Annotated in this window: 12 protein-coding genes and 1 riboswitch; of the genes, 4 read left to right on the forward strand and 8 right to left on the reverse strand. The window is 56.9% G+C overall.

The genetic code is table 11. From position 1 onward, the window contains the following. Positions 1-12: 12 nt before the first annotated feature. Positions 13-771, reverse strand: a complete 759-nt coding sequence (locus GXX82_11215; GenBank protein ID NLT23605.1) for a DtxR family transcriptional regulator — start codon at positions 769-771, stop codon at positions 13-15. A 308-nt stretch (positions 772-1,079) separates the two neighbouring features. Between GXX82_11215 and GXX82_11220 the strand changes: the two genes are divergently transcribed. The 4 genes from GXX82_11220 (at position 1,080) to GXX82_11235 (ending at position 5,843) form a co-directional block, all read left to right on the forward strand. After that, on the forward strand, positions 1,080-1,811 hold the full coding sequence (locus tag GXX82_11220; GenBank protein NLT23606.1) for a helix-turn-helix domain-containing protein: 732 nt from the start codon (positions 1,080-1,082) through the stop codon (positions 1,809-1,811). Positions 1,812-1,824: 13 nt separating this feature from the next. Next, a complete protein-coding gene (locus tag GXX82_11225) occupies positions 1,825-2,193 on the forward strand; it encodes a hypothetical protein (protein ID NLT23607.1) in 369 nt (122 codons plus the stop codon). A gap of 206 nt (positions 2,194-2,399) precedes the next feature. Then, positions 2,400-4,688 (forward strand): 5-methyltetrahydropteroyltriglutamate--homocysteine S-methyltransferase, encoded by a 2,289-nt coding sequence (gene metE, locus GXX82_11230; protein NLT23608.1) that lies wholly within the window; start codon positions 2,400-2,402, stop codon positions 4,686-4,688. 71 nt (positions 4,689-4,759) lie between these two features. Further along, a riboswitch (cobalamin riboswitch) is annotated at positions 4,760-4,901 on the forward strand. Between the two features lie 228 nt (positions 4,902-5,129). Then, positions 5,130-5,843 carry a GntR family transcriptional regulator gene (locus GXX82_11235; protein ID NLT23609.1) on the forward strand — a complete coding sequence of 238 codons (714 nt, stop codon included), beginning with the start codon at positions 5,130-5,132 and terminating at the stop codon, positions 5,841-5,843. A 44-nt stretch (positions 5,844-5,887) separates the two neighbouring features. On the opposite strand, the gene GXX82_11240 is transcribed toward GXX82_11235, so the two are convergent. From GXX82_11240 to GXX82_11270, 7 genes are all read right to left on the reverse strand, one after another. Then, positions 5,888-6,838 (reverse strand): aldo/keto reductase, encoded by a 951-nt coding sequence (locus tag GXX82_11240; protein ID NLT23610.1) that lies wholly within the window; start codon positions 6,836-6,838, stop codon positions 5,888-5,890. Continuing rightward, positions 6,835-7,812 carry a DUF2950 domain-containing protein gene (locus tag GXX82_11245; GenBank protein NLT23611.1) on the reverse strand — a complete coding sequence of 326 codons (978 nt, stop codon included), beginning with the start codon at positions 7,810-7,812 and terminating at the stop codon, positions 6,835-6,837. Before GXX82_11245 ends, GXX82_11240 begins: the two co-directional genes overlap by 4 nt. 52 nt (positions 7,813-7,864) lie before the next feature. Then, a complete protein-coding gene (locus GXX82_11250; protein ID NLT23612.1) occupies positions 7,865-9,091 on the reverse strand; it encodes a DUF3300 domain-containing protein in 1,227 nt (408 codons plus the stop codon). A gap of 78 nt (positions 9,092-9,169) precedes the next feature. Next, positions 9,170-9,394, reverse strand: coding sequence for a hypothetical protein (locus tag GXX82_11255; protein NLT23613.1), 225 nt, complete (start codon positions 9,392-9,394; stop codon positions 9,170-9,172). Between the two features lie 4 nt (positions 9,395-9,398). Further along, positions 9,399-9,785 (reverse strand): type II toxin-antitoxin system VapC family toxin, encoded by a 387-nt coding sequence (locus tag GXX82_11260; protein ID NLT23614.1) that lies wholly within the window; start codon positions 9,783-9,785, stop codon positions 9,399-9,401. 60 nt (positions 9,786-9,845) lie between these two features. Further along, positions 9,846-10,151, reverse strand: a complete 306-nt coding sequence (locus tag GXX82_11265; protein NLT23615.1) for a DUF1330 domain-containing protein — start codon at positions 10,149-10,151, stop codon at positions 9,846-9,848. A gap of 117 nt (positions 10,152-10,268) precedes the next feature. After that, positions 10,269-11,147 (reverse strand): dihydropteroate synthase, encoded by an 879-nt coding sequence (locus GXX82_11270; GenBank protein ID NLT23616.1) that lies wholly within the window; start codon positions 11,145-11,147, stop codon positions 10,269-10,271. Positions 11,148-11,357: the final 210 nt, after the last annotated feature.

Here is an 11,357-nt window from a genome sequence, read left to right on the forward strand (position 1 = left end):
GTCTCCTCCCGGTCAGATGATCTCAACATCTATCCCCTCGGCCTCGGCTTTTCTGAGCGACAGGTGGTAACCCTTCACCTTCACATCTATCGGGTCTCCCAGCGGCGCTATGCGCTCCACCTCAACAACGGAACCAGGGGTGACGCCCATTTCAACGATCCGCCTTCCCGCCTCGCTCCGTCCCCGGATTTTTACAACCTTGCATCTCTGGCCTGGTTTTAAGTCTTTCAACCGTGACAGTGCCATTGCCTTTGCACCTCCTTCCTTCGCCCGACCCTTCACCTCATCAAGACATGAGGCAATACACTTCTCGCAGTTCTCCAAGGTGTTCGTGTGGTCGCACTGATACCCGAATCCCTTGATCCACTTCTGACCGCCCCGGGGACAGGTCTCGACAAACTCCACGAACCTCACGAACCTCTCCACTATGTCCCTGGGGATGGAATGTTCCATCCGGCATGCCGCTACGTCCGCGTCCGCCTCGGGAACGGCGAGCACCTCGACGAAGAAATCGTGGAGTATCTCGTGCCTGCGCACAACGTCCTTCGCCGCGACCTCCCCCTCTTCTGTCAGCGTTATAAGGTCATAGGGCGAGTAATTGATCAGCTTCTTCTCAGACAGGGAACGAAGGGCCCCCGTCACGGACGCATAGCTCACCTTCAAGCGTCTCGCGATATCCCGCGGCTTCACCGCATGCTTCTCCGCGACGATGTGAAATATAGCCTCCAGATAATCCTCAAGGCTTGCTGTCAATGTCTCGGTCCCTGTCATATGTCACCCCCAATTTCTAATATATTTAGGGTAGCCTAAGTATTTACAATAGTACTAACACAATTGCAAGCATTTTTTTGAAGCTCTCCCTTTTTCTCTCCCTCACCGTATTCTCCCGAACCACCGGAAAAGGCGGATGAGAACACACTCGTCCCGGAACCCTCCGAAACCTTTCATTCCTATCGTATTTCGCACCCTCTTGCGCCATCGGACCCGATTCATACCGCCAGTCCACTCAACCTGCCGTTGACCGTTTTCAACCTTGGCATGGTTGCAATCCACCCTGCACCGTAATATAACTAGGTTGTATGAAGGACATAGGCTCAAGATTACGTTTACTGCGAGAAAAGCACGGCCTCAAGCAGGTAAACCTTGCCAACGCTCTGCAGGTCACGCCACAGGCTGTCTCCAAATGGGAGAAAGGGGCCAACCTGCCCGACGTTCACGTCCTGACAAAGATCGCGCGCCTCTTCGATGTCAGCACCGACTACATTCTCGGGCTCACGGAAGCCGGCACCGGCGTTTTCCCGGCAACCGTCTTCTGCTCCGCCGTCACGCATTTCGAAAAACGGTCCATCTCGATGGAATCAAAGGAGTTGGCAGAATACACCAACGTCCTCTTCTATGACCTGACCGAGTCGGTCCTCACATTCGACGGCATACCCGTCAAATATGTGGGCGACGGCTTCCTGGCCTTTTTCTCCGGGCCCGACCATGCGGACAGGGCCCTTCGAGCCGCCATCCACGCGAAGAAGACGATCTACCAGAAAGACCTTGTCATCGCCCTCAATTCCGGGAGCATCTACATGGGCCTCGTTGGACATCCGAGGTACGCCGCCCGAGATATCGTGGGCGAGACCGTCAATCGCGCCTTTCTCGTTGCCGGATGGGCATCAGGCAACTGCCCGTCGGGTGTTGCCGCAACCCGGGCCGTCATGACACTGGCAAGGGGATCCTATGACAGCGTCCTGCACGGTGGCGTGACCATAGACCTTATCGAGGGAGAACTGGATATCCTGGAAATATATCTCCCGCAATAAAGGAGGGGCGGTCATGCAGGTGAACCTGAAACGCTACGGGTTATATCTCTTCCGGTGGCAACTCTCCACGCCCATCCTCGCCGCTGCCCTTTATCTCCTCTCAATGGTCGACAAGGTCACCGCCACCATCGTCGCCAACCTTATCGGAGGACTCATCTTCTTCTGGGTGGACATGTTCATATTCACATCAGACAAGCTCTCCGTGGAATGGGAGGTAAAGGACACCGTCGTCTGCGTGGACTGCGGACGCGAGGCGCGAGGCTACAGGATCATCCGGGCAAGGACCTACGACAGGAGACGTGATTCCCATCCCGAATACCGTTGTGAGGAATGCTCCATCAGGAAGACACAGGAACTCAGACAAAGGGGGATCCCCGTTTAGAGGAGACTCACGGCCACTATCATTCATTCAGATTCTTATTCCGATCCCATGACGTTCCCGCAATTGTCGTTCCCCCGGGGAAGTCCGTGCGAACCGGACACAGTCGTGCTGCGGTAACGGATGGCCCTTCCGGGCCTTATCCGGAGTCCGAATGCCGGGACAATTGCAGGCCTTATGTCACGCAAACAGAAAGGAGAACAAAAAAAATGGCACACAGAAGATTGAAGACCTATGTAACAGGCTATCCGCGCATCGGAGAAAACAGGGAGCTCAAGAAGGTGGTCGAGGGGTTCTGGGAACAAAGAGAGGGGTTTGACGCTGTCACCCGCATCTCGAAGGACCTCAGGATCAGGCATTGGCAGGACCAAAAGGCCCACGGTATCGACTTCATCAGCAGCAACGATTTCAGTCTCTACGACTCAATGCTCGACATGGCGGTCCTCTTCAATGCGGTCCCGGAGCGGTTCAGGCATATCGAGGACGATCATGAGCGCTATTTCGCCATGGCACGGGGAACCGGGAACGCCGTCGCGATGGAGATGACGAAGTGGTTCAACACCAACTACCATTATATCGTTCCCGAGCTTTCCGCGGACATAGACCTGGAGTTGCGTCCCGCAAAGGTGCTCAACGAATTCAACGAGGCCGCGGAGATCGGCATAAAGACCAAGATCAACCTCATCGGTCCCGTCACCTTTCTGGCCCTTTCAAAAAGGGTGGACGGCAACGAAGATACCCTCGATCTGCTGCCCGCCTTCCTTCCCCTCTACGTTTCCCTCCTGCGGAGCATCTCCCGGCTGGACGACGAAGTCTTCGTCCAGTTCGACGAACCCATAGTCGTCAGCGACCCTGACAGCAGAACCCTCGAATGCCTGAAGACAGTCTACAAAACGCTGACGAGCGCAGCGCCCAACGTCAGGCTCATCGTGACGACATACTTCGACCACGCAGCGGAGGCCATCGAAGCTCTCCGCGACATCGACCTGTTCGCCATGGGGCTCGATCTCGTCTGCGGTCCCGAAAACCTCCTCGCACTGGGCCACTTCAACGGCAAGAGGCTCATCGCCGGCATAGTCGACGGCAGGAACATCTGGAAGAACGACTATCAAAGATCCCTGGCCACGCTGCAGGCCCTGGAACACTTGGTGCCACCGGACGACATCATACTGTCCACAAGCTGCTCCCTTCTGCACGTCCCCTACAGTCTCACGCATGAAACCGTCCTTGACCGGGAGATATGCTCCTGGATGAGTTTCGCCAGGGAGAAGCTGACGGAGCTTTCGGAGATCTCGGACATACATTCAACACGAAACGGCACACCGGGAAACCCGGAAACACTGCAGGCAAACCAGCGAATCATCCGGGACAGGCAATGTTCCCTCCGGATCCATGACCCTGCCGTCCGCAGGCGTTCGCGCTCCATAACGCAAAGGGTCCGTGAGGGCAGCTTCGCGGAAAGGGCGATGGCTCAGGGCAAGGTCCTCGAACTCCCCCCGTTGCCGACAACAACCATCGGGAGCTTCCCCCAGACAGACTCCTTGAGAAAGCTCCGTCAGGACCTGAAGAAAGGGGCCATCACCAGGGACGAATACACATTGAGGATCAGGAACCATATCGACTCCTGCATAGAATTCCAGGAAAAGATCGGCCTCGATGTGCTCGTCCACGGTGAGCCGGAAAGGAATGACATGGTCGAGTATTTCGGCGAGCAGCTGTCGGGTTTCGCTTTCACGCAAAACGGCTGGGTGCAGAGCTATGGCACGCGTTGTGTCAAACCGCCCGTAATCTATGGCGACATAAACAGACGAGGACCGATGACCGTCGACTTCATATCCTACGCCCAGAGCCGAACTCGAAAACCGGTCAAGGGAATCCTGACAGGTCCCGTCACCATTTTGAACTGGTCCTTTGTGCGCGACGACATCGAGCGCTCCGATGTGTGCGAACAGATCGCCCTCGTTATAAGAGACGAGATAGAGGACCTGCAGCGCGCCGGGATCAAGATCGTCCAGGTGGATGAGGCAGCCTTCAAAGAGGGATACCCGCTGAGAAGGGAAAAAAAGGACAAATATGAACGGTGGGCCGTAAAGTCCTTCCAACTCGCCGTCAGTTCCGCCCGCATGACGACACAGGTGCATACGCATATGTGCTACAGTGACTTCACCGACATCATTCAAACCATCGAAAGGATGGACGCGGACGTCCTTGCCATAGAGACATCGAGAAGCGGGAACAGGCTGCTCAAGGTCTTCAATGACCGGGGCTACAGCAACAACATAGGTCCGGGAATCTACGATATCCATTCGCCGAGAGTGCCTTCGGTCCAGGAACTGACGGACAGGATACGGCAGCTTCTCCAGGCCCTTCCCGCATCCCGTGTCTGGATAAACCCCGATTGCGGACTGAAGACGAGAAAGTGGGCGGAGGTGTCCCCCAGCCTCAGGAACATGGTCACGGCAACCAGGGCTGTCCGGAGAGAGCTCGCGGAGCATTAGAGAACCATGACTGTTGACTTGGACAGGTGTGTTGTTGTAAATAGAGTTCAGGAGCAACATGGTTTACCTTCAAGGGAAGCGAAGTGAGAATCTTCCGCTGTCCCGCAACTGTGATGGGCTTTTCAGCAACGCCTGGCGAAGAGCCGGCCACTGTCCCGTGAAACCGGGATGGGAAGGCGCGTTGGCTTCCGGTGCCCTTAAGTCAGGAAACCTTGGGTAAACCGTCCTAACCGAAACCTTACGAGGAATAAGGAGGAACATCATGAAATACCATTACCCCTGAATCCCTGACCGGTTTTTTCATCTCTCCCGCGTTGGTCCGCGTTTGCCTGCGGTGTGCAGGGGACGTCTTCCCTGACATAACGAGGTTCGTCCTGCCCTGCGGCAGACTGGCGCGGACATGAATACCAGGCATCTTACCCTCGACGGAAGGATGATAGAATGAACACTCTCTTTAAACGGAACGGGAAAGCAAAACGACACCTCCTGTGCGAACACGCGTACACGGAGTTGAAGAGCGCGGTGGTGAACGGACGGTTCAAGGCCGACGAACGCCTCGTCGAGACAAAACTCGCAGGTATAATGGGGATAAGCAGAACCCCTCTCAGGGAAGCGATACACAAACTGGAACGGGAAGGATTGGTCTACAAGCTCCCCACAGGGGGGCACGCTGTGAATTCCACGAGCGAGGAGGATATCAGGGAAACACGGGGAGTGGCCGGGATCCTCCTGGGTTACGCTGCGTATCTGGCAACGTCCAGGGCGACAGAGAACGACCTCAACCTTCTCCGCAGGATAGCGCGGCAGTCTGAGAACCACCTTGCCAAAGGAAACCGGCAGGAGTTCGCCAGGGCATGGGACAGGTTCTGCGGCACCCTCCTGCTCCTGTCAGGGAACAACCGGCTCGCCACCCTCTACAGCGGTCTCAAAGAGAATGTTTCCGGACAATCATCCCGGTTGCGTGACCTCCAGGGACTGCCCGCGTTTCTCGACGGCCAGAGGACGCTCATCGATCTCATGGAAGCTCGACAGGCCGCAAGGGCGGAAAAACTGGCTCGTGCCATTGTTGCCGGAAACATCAGCGGTACCGGAGAAGAGCAGAGCGTATACAAATGGCTTCGGTCGAACACCCGTCGGCTCGCGCCCGTCGGATGAGCGCGGGGTTCCGTTATCGGACGGCCCTTCCTCAGCCTTTCTCTTCAGGGCTCGTAGACCTGCCGGGAGAGGGTATCGAGCGCGCTCATATCCTCTTCGTTCAGGTCCACCGGCACATCGGCCACGTTTCCCGCGACCTGTTCGGCCGTACGGGCCCCGACGATCACGGATGTGACCCCGGGCTGTTTGAGGAGCCACGAAAGCGCCACGGCTCCCGGGGTCGTTCCCCTGCGCGCCGCTATCGCTTCCACCTCATCCACGAGCCGCCTCACTTTGGGCCAATGAGCCGGTTTGAAGAAACGATAAAAGAACGACCGCGCGTCACCTTTCTTGAACCGGGGGGATTCGCGGTATTTTCCTGTCAACATACCGGCACCCAGCGAGCCATAGGGAAAAACATTCATGTTCTTCTCGACGCAGATGGGGAGCAGATCCTCCTCGGCACTCCTCTCCAACAGGGAATAGTGCGGCTGTAATGAGAAGAGGGCGACACATTTCAAGGCTTCCAGGAGTTGGGGACCGCTGAAATTGGATACACCAATGTGCCTGATCTTCCCCTCATCTCTAAACCTCGTGAGCGCCGCCATCGTTTCCTCCATGGGGACCTGCGGGTCCGGCCAGTGGCATTGGTACAGGTCGATGCAGTCGGTGCCGAGACGTTTGAGCGACCCGTGAAGGTCCTTTTCGATGTAAGCCGGGGAAAGATCACGCCTGTACGAGCGGTCGTAGATGTCGAGGCCGCACTTTGTGGCCAGGAAGATCCCGTCCCTCTTGCCCCGGATGGCCCTTCCGATGAGTTCCTCGGCATGGCCGTCCCCGTACACCGGTGCCGTGTCTATGGCGTTTATTCCTTTGTCCAGGGCCGCCTCGATGGCTTTCACGGCATTCGCCTCATCGTAGGGCCCCCAGTGGCTGCCGCCGATTGCCCAGGTTCCCAGGATGATGGCCGATATCTTCTTGTCCGAATCGCGTAGCTCTACCAGTTTCATCGTCATTGCTTCACCCTTTTCCAGGAATCGTCAGGATCGAAGGCTTTCATATGATAGACCGCCTTACCCGTGACCTTGCCGAGATTTTTCTCGTAGACGACGCCATCGTGATTCACGATGAAGGTCATGACCCCTGTGACACCGTACTGGGCCGGCCATGCGACAAGCGCGAAACCTCCTGTCATCCTGTCGCCAACGATGTAATTGTATGCTCCGCCCGGCGCGTTCTTGCCCTGAGCGGTGAGTATCCTGTAAAAATAGCCGTGGTACGGAACGGGCTTGCCACCGGTCATCTTCGGCTCGCGGACCTCCTTTCTCGCCCTCGCCATGAAAAGTCCCAGCGGACTTGGCTCCTCGCCCTCTTTCGTTTCCCAGTACATACCGTTGCGTATCCCCGGATCGCTCATGAACTTCCGAGCGTACCGCGTCGTCCCGTCCTTATCACCCGCCATTCTCGCATAGTCTTTCTGGGCGTCCACGTAGGCGAGACAGGCCTGAACGGCACTGAGTTCATTCCTGCCTATCCTCCGGTGGAGTATCTCGGTCTTTCCATCCTTCGTATCGAAGGACCACCTGTCACCCTTCTTCACCATGGGTACCGGGAAGGGCCATTCATTGTTGCCGACATAGAGAAACGCCTTGTTGTCCGTGGACATGTCGAGCCTGTTCCTCTCCTGAAAGGCTTTCACGAAGCGCTCGAAGAGGTCCTTGTTGACGGCCTCGTCACCGGAGACGATGACACCCTTTCCCTCGGGCCCGAAGATCGCGATCATGGCCTTCGTGTCCTTCGCACGCGCGGCATCGGCGAGTACCCGCGCCGCTTCCTCCGGGGTGGCAAAAGTGAGCTGCTTCGAAGACTTCGAAGGAGCGGCCAGCCCCTCTGTCCCCAATAGGAACACCGCAAGGAGTGCCACGATACCGATCATCACGACAAGCCTTCGCGGAGATACGATCTTCTTTCTATTCATAACGCGGACCATACGTTCTCCTCCTCGTAGCGTTGATTGTACACATCATGCCTGCAACCGAAGCCTAACGGCGACGGCCGCCTCCTCCACTCCGGCCGAAGCCGCCCGACCCTCTTTCGCTGCCGGAACGCGAACCGGTCATGCTCTCCCGGCTCGCGCGGCCCCGCTCGCTTTCCATCTTCGCCTCAGTACCGCCACGCTCCATGCCCTCGAAGGCGTGGCCGGACCCCTGCCTTCCCGTGGAATCCTGCTCAAATCTTGGTGTCCCGGAGCGGGAACCCACGGACGAGGACCTTCCCTGTCCCATGGAATCCCTTCCGGACCGGCCCGCGGCCTGGGGCTGAGAACCCCGTGCATCGGGGGAATAGCCCCTGAACTCTTTCCTGGCATCGGCGCCCGGCCTCGGGCCCTGACCGTATTTCGACCCTGTCGCCTGATCCCGGTAGGCAACTCCTTTTCTGTGGGTGGGGTCGTGTTTCCATTCCCCCTGCCCGCCCGGGTTGGTCGAGATCTTGTTCGCGTAGTAGTTCCTGTTGATCTGGTTGTTCACGTTGACGTTCTTGTTGACGTTAACATTCACGTCCCCATGATGCCAGTTGCAGCCGCCCCAGGCGTAACCCCAGGCTGCGCCCACGGCCACGCCCGCCGCGAAGGAGAACGCCCCCACCCCCGCGACGTATCCCGGCGGATAGTAATAGTACGGCGGATAGGCAGGATAGGGCCACGCGCCATACACAACGGTGGGGTTATACGTGGGAACGTAGATCACCTGGGGGTCGGCCGGCTGTATCACGATGACCTGGTCCTGCACGACCACCTTCTGTTCCTTCGTCGTCTTGAGGTTCCCCGAGGCCTGCGCCTTCGCCCTCAATCTCTGGACCGTGCTCATGACGTCCTTCTGCTGTGCCAGGAACGCGTCCCCGAGCTTTTGCGTCCAGTCCAGCTTATCGTTCATCATGTTGAGGACCGAGGGGAAGTTCACGAGAGACTTGACACTGGGGTCCCAGTTCTGTTTCTCCAGGGCGGATGTCAACTGATTCCCCTTGAGACTGGGGTTCGCCTTCACCCACCGCGCCGCCTCCACCACCTCGAGGGGGTACGTCGACGCCATGAGTATCTGGGCGATGAGCTCGTCGGGATACAGGGCGATGGGCGCCAGGATCTGCTCCAGTTCCTCCTGCTTGAACACCGGCTTCGACGTCCCCGTGCCCTGCGCGAACACTCCCGCAGGAATGACAAGGGACACCACCAGTACCCATATCAACGTTAGCGCAAACACTCTATTCATCATACTCCTCCAGGTTTGTGGGAATGACATCTGTGTGAATGACATTTCAGCATTCTTCTTGACAAGGCGAGCAAGAACAGATCAAGACCGTTCTCTCGATTCTCGAATTGCTTCCAGTATTTCCTGTCTCTTCAACTTCCTCTTCAAGCAAGGCACGTCAAAAGGTGAACGCTCCGCGTTGACCGATCTGGGTATTATCGCATAGGAATCACCTTTGCGCCGCCTTATGATCACTTCTTCCTTCTTGGATTCTTCAAGGACGTCTGCCAGTTTTTGCCTTGCCTGAGAATAGGTATAAACCTTCATTTCGTCACACCACCTCTATCCCAAGTTTTCTTGCAACCTCGCACATTCTCACATCAAAACTGATGAGCGGAGATCTGTTCTCCAAACAGCATTGCAGGTAATAAGCATCATACGAGTATATTCCAAAACTGATTGCGACCTTCATCGCGTCATAGATCCTCACCGGCAATAGCCTAACCTCGATGCGCTGCGAGATCAGGAAGGCTTCCAGGGCTTCGTTGTTGCTCAAACGCCCCTTTCTTCTCGCCGCTATCAACGCATTGCCGATCTCGTACGGAAGCACTTCCGGTGCAATGGCCGATTTGCCCGTGGTTTTCTCGATCACAAGGCCACGGTCTTCTTCATTCAATATCACGGACAGCAAAGCGCTCGCATCGGCGACTATATTCATGGCCTAATTGTACAACTCAGCAAACCAGTTGTCAATATAGGAAAGGGCCTGCATCCCTCTCTATGCCGAGGGCAGGCACTCGTCCTCTATCACACACGCCCTGGACCGTGTCGACATCTCCCTCAATGGAGCAATCTTCCTGTATTCGTCGGAACTGAAACAGGCATCGAGACTCTCTGTGTCCTTGAACCTGATGAGAATGATCCTCACAGGTGCTCGTCCGCCAAAGAACGGCCTGACACGGTCGGTCCTGATCACGTACTCCCCGCCGCCCTTCTCGACGACGGCCTTCACGGTGTCGATGTACTTCCCGTACATCGCGGCATCCGTGATCTTAAGTATCTCAACAAGAAAGTAGGCAGGCATGACACCACCCCTCATTTGCGCTGGTCAGAACAACGGTTCCTGTCTTTTTCCTGAAACCTGAAACGTGAAACCTGGAACCGTTTCAACCCTTGAACCCTTGAACTCTGGAACCGCTGTTCAGATCTCCAGCCAGGAATCCGAGTACAATACCTGCCCCATCAGGACCCGGGCGGTCTTGACGTAGTCGCCCTCTTCCTTCGAGAGTTTTGAGAGGTCCACCTCTTCACCGTCCATGACGCGGTGAACAAGAGCCTCCAGGTCGGGTATCTCTCCACGGGCTATGGCCCTTAGCTCGTTGTCGAAGGCATCAACGATGGCGGAGTGCATGCCGTAGCGCTTCAGCATCATGAGATAGGTCCTGTTCATGATGCCTCTCAACTGTGCCGGCACCCCGTTGGACACGTTCGACAGGCCGCAGGTTGACTTCGAGGAGGGTGCGAGGTCGGGCAGCATCATGACGAACTCCGTGCAACCCTGGATCTGAAGCTGCTGGGTATTGACGGGCAGGACGATGGGGTCGATCCAGATATCCTCCTCCGCTATGCCGTGGCCCGCGGCGGCCGCCAGGATCTCCGCGGCGCAAAGCCCCCGTTCGTTGGCATCACGGGGGATGCCCTCGGCGCTGAGGGTAAGGCCGATGAATGGCGCGCCGTACTTCTTCGCCATCGGCATCAAGGCCTCCATCCGTTCCGGCCGCGCCGAGATGGAGTTGATAAGCGGTCTTGTCCTGGCCGTCTTCAGGCCCGCCTCTATGGCGTCTATGTTGGACGTGTCGAGAGACAGCGGGAGGTCCGTTGCCTCCTGCACGACGCTGACAAGCCATTCCATGAAATCGGGACCGGTCTTGCGCGCGGGCCCGATATTGAGGTCGATCATGTCCATCCCGGCCTCCGCCTCCGCCTCGGCCATCTTCCGGATCGGCCCGGCATCCCTGTTAAGGAAGGCCTCGCCGAGCTTCTTCGACATAACGTTGAGGTTCTCACCTATAAGGAACATAACCACCTCCAACTGAAAGAAGGGTTATGGGTTATGGGTTATGGGTGATGGGAAAAAGCTCCTGTTCACACCCATGGCCTATTACCTATTACCCATCACCTGTCTCATTTCCACGTCTTCAGATACGCCGGCAGGTGTGCTGCCTCCCGCGGGCCTATCATTATTTTCCAGCCTTGCAGTTCCTCTTCCAGGTCTCCCAGTATCGCGGCG

This window comes from Syntrophorhabdus sp. (assembly GCA_012719415.1).
Taxonomy (GTDB): Bacteria; Desulfobacterota; Syntrophorhabdia; order Syntrophorhabdales; family Syntrophorhabdaceae; genus Delta-02.

What these genes read in the sequence shown, in the direction of transcription:
- GXX82_11215 (NLT23605.1), bottom strand. Translation starts at nt 771, where the DNA reads ATGACAGGGACCGAGACATTGACAGCAAGCCTTGAGGATTATCTGGAG.
- GXX82_11220 (NLT23606.1), top strand. Translation starts at nt 1,080, where the DNA reads ATGAAGGACATAGGCTCAAGATTACGTTTACTGCGAGAAAAGCACGGC.
- GXX82_11225 (NLT23607.1), top strand. Translation starts at nt 1,825, where the DNA reads ATGCAGGTGAACCTGAAACGCTACGGGTTATATCTCTTCCGGTGGCAA.
- metE (NLT23608.1), top strand. Translation starts at nt 2,400, where the DNA reads ATGGCACACAGAAGATTGAAGACCTATGTAACAGGCTATCCGCGCATC.
- GXX82_11235 (NLT23609.1), top strand. Translation starts at nt 5,130, where the DNA reads ATGAACACTCTCTTTAAACGGAACGGGAAAGCAAAACGACACCTCCTG.
- GXX82_11240 (NLT23610.1), bottom strand. Translation starts at nt 6,838, where the DNA reads ATGACGATGAAACTGGTAGAGCTACGCGATTCGGACAAGAAGATATCG.
- GXX82_11245 (NLT23611.1), bottom strand. Translation starts at nt 7,812, where the DNA reads ATGGTCCGCGTTATGAATAGAAAGAAGATCGTATCTCCGCGAAGGCTT.
- GXX82_11250 (NLT23612.1), bottom strand. Translation starts at nt 9,091, where the DNA reads ATGATGAATAGAGTGTTTGCGCTAACGTTGATATGGGTACTGGTGGTG.
- GXX82_11255 (NLT23613.1), bottom strand. Translation starts at nt 9,394, where the DNA reads ATGAAGGTTTATACCTATTCTCAGGCAAGGCAAAAACTGGCAGACGTC.
- GXX82_11260 (NLT23614.1), bottom strand. Translation starts at nt 9,785, where the DNA reads ATGAATATAGTCGCCGATGCGAGCGCTTTGCTGTCCGTGATATTGAAT.
- GXX82_11265 (NLT23615.1), bottom strand. Translation starts at nt 10,151, where the DNA reads ATGCCTGCCTACTTTCTTGTTGAGATACTTAAGATCACGGATGCCGCG.
- GXX82_11270 (NLT23616.1), bottom strand. Translation starts at nt 11,147, where the DNA reads ATGTTCCTTATAGGTGAGAACCTCAACGTTATGTCGAAGAAGCTCGGC.